General features: G+C 72.1%; 13 protein-coding genes. 9 read left to right on the top strand and 4 right to left on the bottom strand.

The window, feature by feature from the left end:
- Positions 1-8 precede the first annotated feature (8 nt).
- Both AB0P25_RS10935 and AB0P25_RS10930 read left to right on the top strand, forming a co-directional pair.
- Positions 9-1,001: a class I mannose-6-phosphate isomerase gene (locus AB0P25_RS10935; RefSeq protein ID WP_363807299.1), complete on the top strand. Its 993-nt coding sequence runs from the start codon at positions 9-11 to the stop codon at positions 999-1,001.
- Between the two features lie 35 nt (positions 1,002-1,036).
- Complete coding sequence (locus tag AB0P25_RS10930; RefSeq protein WP_363807297.1) at positions 1,037-1,579, top strand: GIY-YIG nuclease family protein; 543 nt, start codon at positions 1,037-1,039, stop codon at positions 1,577-1,579.
- A gap of 62 nt (positions 1,580-1,641) precedes the next feature.
- On the opposite strand, the gene AB0P25_RS10925 is transcribed toward AB0P25_RS10930, so the two are convergent.
- Positions 1,642-3,201: an MFS transporter gene (locus AB0P25_RS10925; RefSeq protein WP_363807295.1), complete on the bottom strand. Its 1,560-nt coding sequence runs from the start codon at positions 3,199-3,201 to the stop codon at positions 1,642-1,644.
- Between the two features lie 156 nt (positions 3,202-3,357).
- On the opposite strand from AB0P25_RS10925, the gene AB0P25_RS10920 reads away from it, so the two are divergent.
- The 5 genes from AB0P25_RS10920 (at position 3,358) to AB0P25_RS10900 (ending at position 7,977) form a co-directional block, all read left to right on the top strand.
- Entirely contained in the window at positions 3,358-3,918 is a 561-nt protein-coding gene (locus AB0P25_RS10920) for a helix-turn-helix domain-containing protein (RefSeq protein WP_363807293.1), read from the top strand.
- 39 nt (positions 3,919-3,957) lie between these two features.
- Complete coding sequence (locus AB0P25_RS10915) at positions 3,958-5,685, top strand: sodium:proton antiporter (protein ID WP_363807291.1); 1,728 nt, start codon at positions 3,958-3,960, stop codon at positions 5,683-5,685.
- A gap of 86 nt (positions 5,686-5,771) precedes the next feature.
- Complete coding sequence (locus AB0P25_RS10910; RefSeq protein WP_363807289.1) at positions 5,772-5,969, top strand: hypothetical protein; 198 nt, start codon at positions 5,772-5,774, stop codon at positions 5,967-5,969.
- A gap of 30 nt (positions 5,970-5,999) precedes the next feature.
- A complete protein-coding gene (locus AB0P25_RS10905) occupies positions 6,000-6,443 on the top strand; it encodes a Fur family transcriptional regulator (protein WP_363807287.1) in 444 nt (147 codons plus the stop codon).
- A 40-nt stretch (positions 6,444-6,483) separates the two neighbouring features.
- Positions 6,484-7,977, top strand: a complete 1,494-nt coding sequence (locus AB0P25_RS10900; RefSeq protein WP_363807285.1) for a catalase — start codon at positions 6,484-6,486, stop codon at positions 7,975-7,977.
- Positions 7,978-8,048: 71 nt separating this feature from the next.
- Here AB0P25_RS10900 and AB0P25_RS10895 read toward each other — a convergent pair whose 3' ends face one another.
- Positions 8,049-8,747, bottom strand: a complete 699-nt coding sequence (locus AB0P25_RS10895) for a PhzF family phenazine biosynthesis protein (protein WP_363807283.1) — start codon at positions 8,745-8,747, stop codon at positions 8,049-8,051.
- Positions 8,748-8,805: 58 nt separating this feature from the next.
- Between AB0P25_RS10895 and AB0P25_RS10890 the strand changes: the two genes are divergently transcribed.
- A complete protein-coding gene (locus AB0P25_RS10890) occupies positions 8,806-9,027 on the top strand; it encodes a three-helix bundle dimerization domain-containing protein (RefSeq protein WP_363807281.1) in 222 nt (73 codons plus the stop codon).
- A 30-nt stretch (positions 9,028-9,057) separates the two neighbouring features.
- On the opposite strand, the gene AB0P25_RS10885 is transcribed toward AB0P25_RS10890, so the two are convergent.
- Both AB0P25_RS10885 and gabT read right to left on the bottom strand, forming a co-directional pair.
- Entirely contained in the window at positions 9,058-10,542 is a 1,485-nt protein-coding gene (locus AB0P25_RS10885) for an NAD-dependent succinate-semialdehyde dehydrogenase (RefSeq protein WP_363807279.1), read from the bottom strand.
- Positions 10,539-11,900: a 4-aminobutyrate--2-oxoglutarate transaminase gene (gene gabT, locus AB0P25_RS10880; RefSeq protein WP_363807277.1), complete on the bottom strand. Its 1,362-nt coding sequence runs from the start codon at positions 11,898-11,900 to the stop codon at positions 10,539-10,541. Before gabT ends, AB0P25_RS10885 begins: the two co-directional genes overlap by 4 nt.
- A gap of 90 nt (positions 11,901-11,990) precedes the next feature.
- On the opposite strand from gabT, the gene AB0P25_RS10875 reads away from it, so the two are divergent.
- Positions 11,991-13,448 carry a PucR family transcriptional regulator gene (locus AB0P25_RS10875; RefSeq protein ID WP_363807275.1) on the top strand — a complete coding sequence of 486 codons (1,458 nt, stop codon included), beginning with the start codon at positions 11,991-11,993 and terminating at the stop codon, positions 13,446-13,448.
- Positions 13,449-13,560 lie beyond the last annotated feature (112 nt).

Raw genomic sequence — 13,560 nt, 5'->3', positions numbered from 1 at the left:
TGCTGACGGTGAGCACCGCGACACCCCTCCTCCTCGGCCCGAACCAACCGCTCGACCGCCCCTACCGCGGAGGTGCGGGTATCGCCCGGTTCCGCGGCACCGAGCAGCCGACCCCGTTCACGCCGGAGGATTTCGTCGGTTCGACCACGGAGGTGTTCGCGGGCGGCGGCGTCGGGCTGACGGTGCTGCCGGACGGGACCACCCTGCGCGAGACCGTCGCCGCCGATCCCCTGCGCTTCCTCGGCGAGGAGCACGTGCGTCATTACGGGCCGCGGACGATGCTGCTGGTGAAGCTGCTCGACACCGCCGAGCGGCTGTTCGTGCACTACCACCCGGACGACGCGTTCGCCGCCGCGCACCTGAACAGCCCGCTGGGCAAGACGGAGGCGTGGGCGATCATCGAGGCCGCCCCCGACGCGTACGCCGGGCTCGGCTTCCGGCGCGCGGTCACCGACGCCGAGGTGCGCGGCTGGTGGGACGGGCAGGACGCGGACGCCATGGTGGACGCGATGAACCGCGTCCCGCTGTCGGCCGGCGACACCCTCCTGGTCCCCGCGGGACTCGCGCACGCGATCGGACCCGGCGTCACCCTCGTCGAGCTGCAGCAGCCGACCGACCTGTCGGTCCTGCTCGAGCGGCGCACGCTGACCGAACGGGAGGCGCTGCTCGGACTCGACCTCGACACCGCCATCGACGGCCTGGTGCGCGACATCACGCCCGCCGAACGCATCCAGCACCTGCGTCAGGGTCGCGGTGCCGAAACGCTGTTCCCCGCCGACGCGGACCCGTTCTTCGGCGCCCAGCGCATCCACGTCGCCGGGCACCGGGAGCTCGACGCCTCCTTCTCCGTGCTGGTCGTGCTCGACGGCTCGGGCACGCTCGAGACGGCCGACTCCTCCCTCCCGCTGCAGCGCGGCGCGACGGTCCTCACCGCATACGGCGACGGGCCGGTCGCGCTGAGCGGCGACCTGGACCTCATCCGCTGCCTGCCGCCGCGCTGACCGGCGCTGTCGGCGGCCGGGGCTAGCCTCGCGGCATGGACACGCCCTGCGCGCTCTGCGGCCGGCCTGCGCACCCCGGCGCGCCGCTGGCGTTGTGCCTCGCCCACCTGCTCGAAGCGCACGACTGGGTGGATGCCGACCTCGGTGTGACGGACGTCCTGCCCTCGCCGTGCGCCTTCTGCGGCTCGCGGCTCGGGGTCCGCTATCCCTCGGGATGGCTCTGCGCCGTGTGCGAGTGGCGGCTGGGCGAGCCGCCGCCCGACTCCGGCTCGGCGTCCCGGGTCGACGTGGTCTACTACCTCCGCTACCGGGACCGGATCAAGATCGGCACCACCGCGAACCCGGCTCAGCGGTTCGCCGCCCTCCCCCACGACGAGGTGCTGGCGTTCGAGCGCGGCGACCGGATGCTCGAACAGCGGAGGCACGCCGAGTACGCGTCCCTGCGCATCCCGGGCACCGAGTGGTTCGAGACCGACGCGGCGCTCCTGGCCCACGTCGAGCGGATGCGGCAGGGCGCACCCGACCCGTGGGCGCTGCTCGCGCGCTGGCGCAGCGAGGCGGCCGCTCTCCACGGCTGAGGCCGTGGATGCGCGACAGGGCCGCGGAGCGGATCCGCGGCCCTGTCGTGCGATCGGAGGTGTCAGGCGACCTCGAGCGTCTCCCGGCGGGTGTCCGCCCGACCGGAGTCGGCGTCGACCTTGGCGGCCAGGCGGGCCATGTCGGCCGCTTCCGCCAGCGACGGGTCCGCGAGCAGCGCCAGCTCTCCGGCGGCCTCGACATCGGCGGTGGCCGGGTCGACCGCGACCGGTTCCGCCACGGCCGCGCTACGGGCACGCATGATGAAGACGGCGACGACGGTCACCGCACCCGCGGCGAGTGCCAGCACGCCGGCGGTCGCGAAGCCCTCGGTGTAGCCGCTCTCGGCGGGCAGGCCGTCCGGGGCGATCGTGCCGGTCACCAGCGCGGTCATCACCGCCGCGCCGACGGCCGAGCCGACCGTACGCAGGTTGGCGTTCATCCCGCTCGCGATGCCGGTCTGGGTCGGCGGGACGCTCTGCACCACGACGCTCGTGATGGCCGCGTAGATCAGTCCGAGGCCGACGCCGAAGAGGCCGGAGGCGGCGGCGACCGCGACGAGCGAGCCGTGCAGGAACGCGAGGGACAGGCTGGCGGCCCCCATGACGACGGCCGACAGCACGATCTGCGAGCGGAAGCCGACGAACCGGGCGAGCGGTCCGCTGATGAAGCCGGTCACGGCCATGGTCACGAGCATCGGGAGCATCAGCATCCCGGACTCCGCCACCGAGGCGCCCAGGCCGTAGCCGGTCGAGACCGGGGTCTGCACGAAGCGCGGGAAGAAGGCGAACACGGCGAACATGGAGGCGCCGATGAAGATCGCGGCGGCGTTCATCGACCAGACGCCCGGCTCCCGCATCAGCCGCATGTCGACCAGCGGGTGCCGCGAGCGCAGCTCGACCACGACCCAGGCCGCGAGGAGCACGGCCGCAGCGGCGAACAGGGCGATGACGCCCGGCGACGACCATCCCCACTGCGCGCCCGTGCTGAGCGGGAGCAGCAGGGCGACGAGCCAACCGGACAGCAGGACCGCCGCCCACGGGTTCACGCCGCCGGTCGCGCGGGTCGGCGACTCGGGGATGAAGATGAGGGCGAGCACGGCTGCGGTGACGGTCAGCACGACGGGGAGCAGGAACAGTCCCCGCCAGCTGAGGGCTGCGGCGAGCGGACCGGCGAGCACCGTCCCGAGACCGCTGCCGATGGCGATGATGGAGGCGATCGCGCCGATGGCCGAGGGCAGGCGGCGGGCGGGGAACTCGTCACGGATGATGCCGAAGGCGAGCGGGAACATGGCGCCGCCGAGGCCCTGGATGACGCGGCCGGCGATCACGACACCGATGGTGGGCGCGACCGCGGCCACCACGCTGCCGAGCGCGACGGCGAGGAGGGCGAGGACGAGGATGCGGCGCTTGCCTACCAGGTCGCCGACCCGCCCGAGCAGCGGGGTGGCGACCGCGGCGGCGATGAGCCAGGCGGTCATCGTCCAGGTGACGCCCGCGGTGGTGGTGTGCAGGTCGGACTGGATGATGGGGAGGACGGGGACGACGAGCGACTGGAGCGTCGCGAAGGAGCCGACGCTGAGCGCCAGGATGGCGAAGGTCAGGCCCGGGTGGGATCGAGACATTATCCGGTGGTTTCCGTTTCTCGAGGAGATGCCGAAAAGGCGTACAATTGGAGGGAGGCTCCGTTCGGAGGGTTCCTCCGGTTACTGGTTCCACAGTACCGGAGGATGCCTCCGGTTTGCAAGCCCCGTTTTCCGTCGACCCGAGAGGACCCCGCCGTGACCGGCACCGAGACCCCCACCGTCGCCCGCCCGCAGCGGGCCGACGCCCGCCGCAACTTCGACGCGCTGCTCACCGCTGCGCGCGAGGCGTTCGCGGCGCAGGGACCGGGCGCCCCCCTCGAGGACATCGCCCGCCGTGCGGGTGTCGGCATCGGCACGCTCTACCGCAACTTCCCCACCCGCGACGCTCTCGTGGAGGCGGTCTACATCGACGAGGTCGCCGCCGTCGTCCGCGCGGCCGAGGAGGCCGGCTCGCTGGAGCCCTGGGAGGCGGTCGAGGCCTGGCTGCGCCGCTTCGTGACCTACGTCGGCACCAAGCGCGCGCTCATCGAAGGACTCAACAAGGACAGCGAGGTGCTGATGAGCTGCCGCACCTCCCTCTACGACGCGGGCGAGCCGCTGGTGCGGCGGGCACAGGAGGCGGGCGAACTGCGCGACGACGCCACGATCGGCGACGTCATCCGCATGGTGTCCGGGATCGCCGGCGTCGCCTTCGAGGACGACGCGCAGCGCGACCGCGTGATCGCCATGGCGGTCGACGGCCTCCGCGCCCGCTGAACCGCGCCGCGCAGTACCCCGCTCCCGTACGCTGAGGAGATGGAGCTGGGCGTCTATGCGGTGATCGCCGTCGCGGTCATCGTCGGCGTGGCCGCGTTCGCCCGCAAGCTGGGCGTCGCCGCGCCCATCATCCTCGTCGTCGTCGGCGTCGTGCTGTCGTTCCTGCCGGGCGTTCCCGAGATCGAGGTGCCGCCGGAGATCATCCTCGACGGCCTCCTCCCGCCCATCCTCTACGCGGCGGCGATCAGCGTCCCGCTCACCGACTTCCGGCGCAATCTCGCGCCGATCGCGGGCCTCTCGATCGTGCTCGTGATCATCACGGCGTTCGCGTCCGGCTTCGTCCTGTTCACGATGCTGCCGGACCTCAGCCTGGCGGCGGCGGTCGCGCTCGGTGCGATCATCAGCCCACCGGACGCCGTGGCCGCCACCTCCATCGGACGCAAGCTCGGTCTCCCGCCGCGCCTCCTGACCGTGCTCGAAGGCGAAGGGCTGGTCAACGACGCGACCGCCCTGGTGCTGCTGCGCACCGCTCTCGCGGCGGCGCTCGGCGCCCTGACCACGCCGTGGGCCGGCGTGCTCGACTTCCTGAGCGCGGTCGTCATCGCCGCGGTCATCGGACTCGTCGTCGGCTTCGTCTCGGTCTGGGTGCGCTCGAAGCTCAGCGACCCGGTGCTCGACACGGCGCTGTCGGTCGTCGTGCCGTTCGCCGCCTTCGCGCCGACGGAGGCGCTGCACGGGTCGGGCGTGCTGGCGGTCGTCATCACCGGCCTGTACACCGGCCACGCGGCGCCGCAGCAGTTCAGCGCCCAGGCGCGCATCAGCGACGCGATCAACTGGCGGACCATCCAATTCCTGCTCGAGAACGGCGTCTTCCTGCTCATCGGCCTGGAGCTCCGCACGCTGGTCGCCGACGTCGAGAACCCCGAGGTGCTGAGCGTCTGGGACGCGGTCGGCCTCGGCCTCATCGCCCTGCTGTCGCTGATCGTGATCCGCTTCATTCTGATCGTCCCGCTCATCCTCAGCCTCCGAAGACGGGCGGAGCGCGCCGAGCGCTCCGTGCTCAGGGAATGGCTGATGATCAGCTACTTCCGCGACCATCCGGTGCGCTACCGGTGGCAGGCGCTGCGCAAGCAGCGGGCCGAGCAGCGCTACGAGCGCCACCGCAGCGACCTGGAGGAGTACCGGCAGGAGGCGATCGACTGGCGCGGCGGCGTCGTGCTCGGCTGGGCCGGGATGCGCGGCGTGGTGACGCTCGCGGCCGCGCAGTCGCTGCCGAGCAGCATCCCGTACCGCCCGCAGCTCATCCTCATCGCCTTCACAGTCGCGTTCGTCAGCCTCGTGCTGCAAGGCGGGACCCTTCCCTGGCTGATCCGCGCGCTGGGCCTGCAGGGCGCCGACGTCGGCGAGGACCGCCGCCTGCTGGCCCAGCTGCTCGACGACCTGAGCGAGGCCGGGCTCGCGGTGCTCGACGACCCGGAGACCGCCGCGGGGACGACCGCGCCCATCGATCCCGAAGTGGTGGAGCGTGTGCGGCAGTCCTCCTACCTGCGCGCCGAATCCGCGTGGGAGCGCACGCTGGTCAGCGACCCGACGCCCGAGAACCGGCCGCACCACGTGTACCGGACGCTGCGGCTCGCGGTGGTGGATGCGGAGCGAACGCGCCTGCTCCTGGAGCGCGCCCGCGGGTCGTACCCGTCGCGCGTTCTGACGGAGGCGCAGTCGCTCCTCGACATCGAGGAGACGCGCCTGCGGTCCCGCGCGCGGTGAACTTCGCGTTCTACCGTCATGACCCGCACCCCTCCCTCGTCTTGAAGGGTGAAGGCACGCTAGGGAGTGCCGGAGACGAGGGAATCATGGAGCTCACAGTGATCCGTCAAGGCGACCAGCGACGCATGGTCGTTGCCGTGGAGGCGAGCAACGAAGGCGATGCGCTGCGCACCATCCAGAACGCGATCGGCCCGGTGTCGCTCGCACGCGAGCAGGAGCTGGTGCGCGGCCGGAGGAGCGCGGTCGCGGCGGAACGCCACGCCCGGCTTTCGTCGTATTTTTAGTTATTCAAAACATCCCGCTAGGGTCGAAGCATGGACACGGCGGGGCTCGAGCACACGCTGCGCGGGGCCGGTCTCAAGGTGACGCGCGGGCGACTGGCAGTGCTGGAAGCGCTGGCCCAGCGGCCGCACGCCGATGCCGAGACCGTCTTCGGTGCGGTGCTGCGCACCCTGCCGGGCACCTCCATCCAGAACGTGCACAACGTGCTCGGCGATCTGACCGCCGCCGGACTGCTCCGGCGTATCGAACCGGCCGGCTCCGCCGCGCGGTACGAGCGCCGGATCGGCGACAACCACCACCACGTGGTCTGCACCTCGTGCGGAGCCGTCGCCGACGTCGACTGCGTCGTCGGGCATGCACCGTGTCTGCACCCGTCCGAAGCGGGCGGCTACGCGATCGACACGGCCGAGGTCACGTTCTGGGGCCTGTGCCCGTCCTGCCAGGAGCGCGCCGCCGCGCCCGCTCCGCACCACTAGGCGCTCGTCCGCGAGCGTACGTCACCACAGAGGGAGAACCATGTCGGACGACTACACCACCACCCAGACCGGCACGCCGGTCGCCAGCGACGCGCACTCGCTGACGGCAGGGCGCGACGGCGTCACCGCGCTGCACGACCGCTATCTCGTCGAGAAGCTCGCACAGTTCAACCGCGAGCGCATCCCGGAGCGGATCGTCCACGCGAAGGGCGGCGGGGCGTTCGGCGAGTTCGTCGTCACCGGCGACGTCACCGCGTACACGAAGGCCGCGGTCTTCCAGCCCGGCACCAGCACGCGCACCCTGCACCGCTTCTCGTCGGTCGCCGGCGAGCAGGGCTCCCCCGACACCTGGCGCGACGTGCGCGGCTTCTCGGTGAAGTTCTACACGACCGAGGGCAACTACGACATCGTCGGCAACAACACCCCGGTGTTCTTCATCCGCGACGGGATCAAGTTCCCCGACTTCATCCACTCGCAGAAGCGCCTCCCGGGCTCGGGGCTGCGCGACGCCGACATGCAGTGGGACTTCTGGACCCTGTCCCCCGAGTCCGCCCACCAGGTCACCTACCTCATGGGCGACCGCGGCCTGCCGCGCTCGTGGCGCACCATGCCCGGCTACGGCTCGCACACCTACCAGTGGATCAACGCCGCCGGCGAGCGCTTCTGGGTCAAGTACCACTTCCATTCGCTGCAGGGCAACGAGGAGATCACGGGTGTCGAGGCCGAGCAGCTGGCCGGCGCCGACGCCGACTACTACCGCCGCGACCTCTACGAGGCGATCGAGCGCGGCGACTTCCCGGCCTGGCGGGTCTCGGTACAGGTCATGCCCTACGAGGACGCCAAGACCTACCGCTTCAACCCGTTCGACCTCACCAAGGTGTGGCCGCACAGCGACTACCCGCTGATCGAGGTCGGCGTCCACACGCTCAACGAGAACCCGCAGAACTTCTTCGCCGAGATCGAGCAGGCCGCGTTCTCCCCCGCGAACACCGTGCCGGGCATCGACATCAGCCCCGACAAGATGCTCATGGCGCGCGTGTTCTCCTACCCGGACGCCCAGCGCTACCGCGTCGGCACCAACTACAACGAGCTGCCGGTCAACCGCCCGGTCGCACCGGTGCACAACTACTCGCAGGACGGATCGCTGCGTCACGGCTTCAAGCCGGCCGACGCTCCGGTCTACGCCCCGAACTCCTTCGGCGGCCCGGCGGCCCAGCCGGAGCGCGCGGGCGACGGTTCGTGGGAGTCGGACGGCGCGCTCGTGCGCTCGGCCGCGACCCTGCACGCCGAGGACGACGACTTCGGCCAGGCCGGCACCCTCTACCGCGAGGTGTACGACGACGCCGCCAAGGAGCGCTTCCTCGACACCATCTCGGGCGCGATCAGCGGCGTGAAGCGCGAGGACATCCGAGAGCGCGCCATCCAGTACTGGACGAACGTCGACGCGACGCTCGGCCGCCTGCTGCGCGACCGCCTCTCCTCGGGCGGCGAGACCCCGAACGAGTCCGCCGAGTACGTCGGCGTCGCCGAGTAGCCCGGCTGATCGAGTGGTGAGCAGATGCTCGAATCCGAGTCGGATGGAGACCTCTGCTCACCACTCGTGACCTAGAGCGTCGCCTCGATCGTGCGGTCGTAGACCGTGGTGCCGCCGACGCGGATGCGACCGTCGCCCAGCGGCTCGGTGAGCAGGTCCGAGCCCTCGCCCTGGAGGATGGCGAGCGGGCGGCCGAGACGCGCGGTGAGGGCCACCGCGGCGGCGCCGGTCGCCTCGTCCTCGATGATCCCCATCTCGGGGGCGAACATCCGGGCGCGGATGCTGCCCGCGTCCTCGTCGATCCACGCGTAGGCGTAGTGCTGTCCAGACGGGAACGCGAACGGGTCCAGCGCCTCCACATCCTCCGGCGACTGCAGCTGCAGCCACTCGAACTCGGGCGTCCACTCCGGGCGCGCGGTGATCCAGGCGCTGTCATCGTCCAGGTCCACCGACACCTCCACGTCGCCCGCCGGCTCCCGGAGCACGTCGACCGGCGTGCGGCGGTCGGCCAGCCACCAGGCGGTACCGACGCTCGGGTGCCCCGCGAACGGCAGCTCCTTCGCCGGGGTGAAGATCCGGATGGTCGCCGTGCGTGCCGCCTCGTCGATCGCGTCGACGAACACGGTCTCACTGAACCCGAGGGCTGCGGCGATGTCCTGCTCGCGGTGGGCGGTGACGTCGGAGCTCTGCACGATGCCCAGTTCGTTCCCATTCCGGCCGCTCTCGTTCGTGAACACGCGCACGACGACTACTTCGATGGTCTCGTCCATGCCCTCAGCCTGGCAGACGGCATCGCCGCCGTTAACCCTCGGGGTGCATAATCGCGCCATGATCGACGATACGAGGAACGCCAGCGAAGAGGACATCGCCGTGGAGCACGCCGCCGAGCGGCTGGCCGACCGGTACCCGCAGGTCCCGCGCGAGCGCATCGACGAGCTGGTCGAGAAGCACCACGAGGCGTTCGACGGCGCCCCCGTGCGCGACTTCGTCCCCGTGCTGATCGAGCACGACGTCAAGCAGGAGCTGAACGCGGAAGAGCGCGCCGACTGACCGTCGGCGCGCTCCTCTCGTCCCTCCCGGTCAGGCCGGGATGAGCGTGTACTTGGTGCTCAGGTACTCGTGGATGCCCTCCAGGCCGCCCTCGCGGCCGAGGCCCGACTGCTTCACGCCGCCGAACGGAGCGGCCGCGTTGGAGACGAGGCCGGTGTTGAGGCCCATCATGCCGGTGTCCACGCGGTCGATCATCCGCTGACCACGGGCGAGGTCCTGCGTGAAGACGTAGCCGACCAGCCCGTACTCGGTGGAGTTCGCTGCCGCGACGGCCTCGTCCTCGGTCGAGAACGTGGTGATCGCGAGGATCGGGCCGAAGATCTCCTCGCGCAGCAGCTCGCTGCCGGGCTGCACATCCACGATGACGGTCGGCTCGAAGAAGAAGCCGTCGCCCTCGGGGGCGCTGCCGCCCGTGAGCACGCGGGCGCCGCGCGAAACGGCGTCCTCGACGAGCGCCGTCATGGAGGCGACGGCACGGTCGTCGATCAGCGGCCCGATGGTCACGCCGTCATCCGTGCCGCGGCCGACGCGGAACGACTCGACCCTCTCGGTGACGCGGCGCGCGAACTCCTCGGCGACCGACTCGTGCACGATGAACCGGTTGGCCGCGGTGCACGCCTGCCCGATGTTGCGGAACTTGGCGAGCATGGCGCCCTCCACCGCCTTGTCGAGGTCGGCGTCGTCGAACACGACGAACGGCGCGTTCCCGCCGAGCTCCATCGAGGTGCGGAGGACGTTCTGGCCGGCCTGGGCGAGCAGCGAGCGGCCGACCGGGGTCGACCCGGTGAACGACAGCTTGCGCAGGCGCGGGTCGGCGATGATCGGCTCGGACACCGTCCGTGCGGTGCTGGTCGGGATGATGTTCACGACACCGTCCGGGACGCCGGCGTCGGCGAGCAGCTGCGCGAAGAACAGCGTCGTCAGCGGCGTCAGCTCGGCCGGCTTCACGACGACCGTGCAGCCCGCGGCGAGCGCCGGAGCGATCTTGCGGGTCGCCATCGCGAGCGGGAAGTTCCACGGCGTGATCAGGTAGCACGGTCCGACCGGACGCTGCGAGACGACCATGGTGCCCGTCCCCTCCGGGTTCTGTCCGAAGCGGCCGGAGATGCGCACCGCCTCCTCGGAGAACCAGCGCAGGAACTCGCCGCCGTAGGTGACCTCGCCGTTCGCCTCGGCGAGCGGCTTGCCCATCTCGAGCGTCATGAGCAGCGCGAAGTCGGCGCGGCGCTCCTGCAGCAGGTCGAACGCGCGGCGCAGGATCTCGGCGCGGACGCGGGGCGCGGTGGCTGCCCAGGCATCGGCGGCTGCGACCGCCGCATCCAGGGCCCGGATGCCGTCCTCGGGGGTCGCGTTGGCGATGCGCTTGATCACGCGGCCGGTGGCCGGGTCCTGCACCTCGATCTGCTCGCGGGTGCCGGCCTCCCAGCGTCCGCCGATGAACAGGCCGTCGGGGACGCGGGCGAGGAGCTCCGCCTCGTTCGGGGCGAGCTCGGTGGTGGTGTCGACGATGGTCATGCGCCCGCCACCGCCTCCGCGACGACGTCCAGCCCCTCGATGAGGAGGTGGTCCGGGATGCTGAGCGGCGGGAGGAAGCGGATCACGTTCCCGTAGGTGCCGCAGGTGAGCAGGACGACACCGGCGGCGTGCGACGCGGCGGCGACCTTCGCGGTCAGCGCGGCGTCCGGCTCGCCGGTCTCCGGGTCGACGAGCTCGATCGCGACCATCGCACCGCGGCCGCGCACCTCGGCGACGCGCGGGTCGGCGTCGCGGAGGGCGCCCAGCTTCTCGAACAGGATGTCGCCGATCTGGCGGGCGCGCGCGTCCAGGTCCTCGGTCTCGTAGGTCTCGATCGCGGCGAGTGCGGCCACGCAGGCGAGCGGGTTGCCACCGTAGGTGCCGCCGAGGCCGCCGACCTGCGGGGCGTCCATGATCTCGGCGCGACCGGTGACCGCCGAGAGCGGGAGGCCGCCGGCGATGCCCTTCGCGGTGACGATCAGGTCCGGCGTGATGCCGAACTGCTCGGAGGCGAACATGGTGCCGGTGCGGGCGAACCCGGTCTGCACCTCGTCGGCGATGAAGACGACGCCGTTCGCGTTCGCCCAGGCTTGCAGGGCAGGAAGGAAGCCGTCGGCGGGGACGATGAAGCCGCCCTCGCCCTGGATCGGCTCGATGATGAGGGCCGCCAGGTTGGCCGCGCCGATCTGCTTCTCGATCATGGTGATCGCGCGCTTGGCCGCCTCGGCGCCGGTCAGGCCGCCGTCGCGCAGCGGGTAGCTGAGCGGCGCGCGGTAGATCTCCGGGGCGAACGGGCCGAAGCCGTTCTTGTAGGGCTGGTTCTTGGCGGTGAGGCCCATCGTGAGGTTCGTGCGGCCGTGGTAGGCGTGGTCGAACGCGACGACGGCCTGCTTGCCCGTGTAGTGGCGGGCGATCTTGACCGCGTTCTCGACGGCCTCGGCGCCGGAGTTGAACAGGGCGCTGCGCTTGGCGAAGTCGCCGGGGGTGAGGCGGTTCAGCGCCTCGGCGACGTCGACGTAGGAGTCGTACGGAGCGACGGTGAAGCAGGTGTGGGTGAAGGCGGCGACCTGCGCGGTCACGGCGTCCACCACGCGCGGCGCGGCGTTGCCGACGCCGGTCACGGCGATGCCCGAGCCGAAGTCGATGAGGGAGTTGCCGTCCACGTCCACCAGGACGCCTCCGCCCGCCGCGACCGTGTACACGGGGATGGTGGTGCCGACGCCGGCGGCGACGGCCTGGGACTTGCGCTCCTGACGCTTGCGCGACTCGGGGCCGGGGATCGGGGTGACGAGCCGGCGCTCCTGCGGGAGCGAGGGTCCGCCGACGGGAGTGTCGATGGCGGTGTCGAGGATGGTCATGGTCGTAGCGTAGGTCGCGATGCGACAGCGGGAGTCGACAGCACGTACAATCGCTCCGCCGGGGATCGACACCCTGGCAGATGGAGTGACATGCCCGCCACCCTCACCCAGCTCCTGGCCCGGCCGGAGTTGGGTCTGCGCCTGCTGACCCCGCCGAGTGTCGGCGATCTGGACGCGCCGCTCGCCTGGGCGCACAGCTCAGACCTGCCCGACCCCACCCCGTTCCTCGCGGCCGGGCAGGTGCTGCTCGTAACCCAGCCGCCCGAGGATGCCGATCCCTACGTGCTTCGCCTCGTGGAGCGCGGCATCGCGGCGGTCGGCTTCGGCACGGAGGTGGTGCGGGACGGGACGCCCGCGCCGCTCATCGAGGCGTGCGCCGCGCACGGCCTCCCGCTGTTCGAGGTGCCCTACCGGACGCCGTTCATCGCCGTCGCCCGCTTCGTCGCCGACCGCGTCGCGGCCGACGCCTACGCGCGTAGCACCTGGGCCCTGCGCGCCTCGCGGGCCATCTCGCTCGCCGCGCTGCGCCCGGACGCGCTCGGCGCGATCCTCTCCGAGCTCTCGCGCCAGATCGAGCGGCCGGTCGCCCTGGTGGGCGCGGACGGCGCCGTGGCCCGCAGCCACCCGTCCGGCGCACTCGACGCGCAGGCCCGGCGGGCGCTGGCCGTCGCGGCCGAGCCGTTGCTGCGCAGCGGGCGCCGGGCGGCGGGGACGGTCGAGACGGAGGTCGGGCCGTTCGCGCTGCAGACACTCGGCGCGGCCGGACGCCTCCGCGGCGTGCTCGCCGTCGGCTCGGAAGGCCTCGACGCGGCGGCTCAACAGGTCGTCACGGGCGTCGTCGCCCTGGCCGGGCTCGCCCTCGAGCAGTCCCGGGCGGCGGATGCGGCTCGCGCGCGGCTGCGGACCGCGGTCTGGCGCGCACTGCTGGCCGGCGAGTCCGCGGTGGCCGCCTCCATCGCGGAGCCGGTGCTCGGGCCGCTGCCGGAGCCCCCGGTGCGCGTGGCCGTACTGCACGGCGCCGGGATCGCGGGAGCGGCGGATTGGCTGGAGACCAACGCCGAGGGCTTCTTCGCCCGGGACGGCCAGGAGCTGGTGCTGATCGGCGACGCCGACGACGAGTCGGCCGTCACGCTCGCCTCCCGCTTCGAGCTGCGCGGCGGCCAGTCCTCGGCGACCGGGCTGGACGCGCTGCCCGCGGCCGTCGCCCAGGCGCAGACCGCGGGAAACCGGTCTACGGGGGACGACCCGGTAGCGTCGTTCGACGACGTGGCGGCGGCAGGGATGCTCGCCCTCCTGCACACGCCCGACGCGCGGGCGGTGGCCGAGACCGCACTGCGTCCGCTGGTCGCGGCGGACCCGTCCCTCCCCGGCGTACTTCGCACCTGGCTCGACGCCGACGGCGTCTACGACGTGGCCGCCCGGCAGCTGGGGATGCACCGCCACACGCTCCGCGCCCGGGTCGCCGACGCCGAGCGCCTGCTCGGCCGCGACCTCAACTCCTTCGCCGCCCGCGCCGACCTCTACGCCGCCCTCCGAGCCACCGCCTGACCCCCTCCATCGAGTCCGCAAAGAGTGCCCGCCCGCACGGCGTGTCGCGTGCACTCTTCGCGGACTCGATGGGGGCGGTCGACGGTGAGGGGTGCAGTTGGCAAGAATAGGC

The sequence above is a fragment of the Leifsonia sp. NPDC077715 genome (genome assembly GCF_040686855.1).
Taxonomy (GTDB): Bacteria; Actinomycetota; Actinomycetes; order Actinomycetales; family Microbacteriaceae; genus Leifsonia.
This window is presented reverse-complemented; position numbering and strand designations above follow the sequence as displayed.

Excerpts from the sequence above, each read along its gene's own strand:
- AB0P25_RS10930 (WP_363807297.1), top strand. The coding sequence starts at position 1,037 with ATGGACACGCCCTGCGCGCTCTGCGGCCGGCCTGCGCACCCCGGCGCG.
- AB0P25_RS10925 (WP_363807295.1), bottom strand. The coding sequence starts at position 3,201 with ATGTCTCGATCCCACCCGGGCCTGACCTTCGCCATCCTGGCGCTCAGC.
- AB0P25_RS10915 (WP_363807291.1), top strand. The coding sequence starts at position 3,958 with ATGGAGCTGGGCGTCTATGCGGTGATCGCCGTCGCGGTCATCGTCGGC.
- AB0P25_RS10910 (WP_363807289.1), top strand. The coding sequence starts at position 5,772 with ATGGAGCTCACAGTGATCCGTCAAGGCGACCAGCGACGCATGGTCGTT.
- AB0P25_RS10905 (WP_363807287.1), top strand. The coding sequence starts at position 6,000 with ATGGACACGGCGGGGCTCGAGCACACGCTGCGCGGGGCCGGTCTCAAG.
- AB0P25_RS10900 (WP_363807285.1), top strand. The coding sequence starts at position 6,484 with ATGTCGGACGACTACACCACCACCCAGACCGGCACGCCGGTCGCCAGC.
- AB0P25_RS10895 (WP_363807283.1), bottom strand. The coding sequence starts at position 8,747 with ATGGACGAGACCATCGAAGTAGTCGTCGTGCGCGTGTTCACGAACGAG.
- AB0P25_RS10890 (WP_363807281.1), top strand. The coding sequence starts at position 8,806 with ATGATCGACGATACGAGGAACGCCAGCGAAGAGGACATCGCCGTGGAG.
- AB0P25_RS10885 (WP_363807279.1), bottom strand. The coding sequence starts at position 10,542 with ATGACCATCGTCGACACCACCACCGAGCTCGCCCCGAACGAGGCGGAG.
- gabT (WP_363807277.1), bottom strand. The coding sequence starts at position 11,900 with ATGACCATCCTCGACACCGCCATCGACACTCCCGTCGGCGGACCCTCG.
- AB0P25_RS10875 (WP_363807275.1), top strand. The coding sequence starts at position 11,991 with ATGCCCGCCACCCTCACCCAGCTCCTGGCCCGGCCGGAGTTGGGTCTG.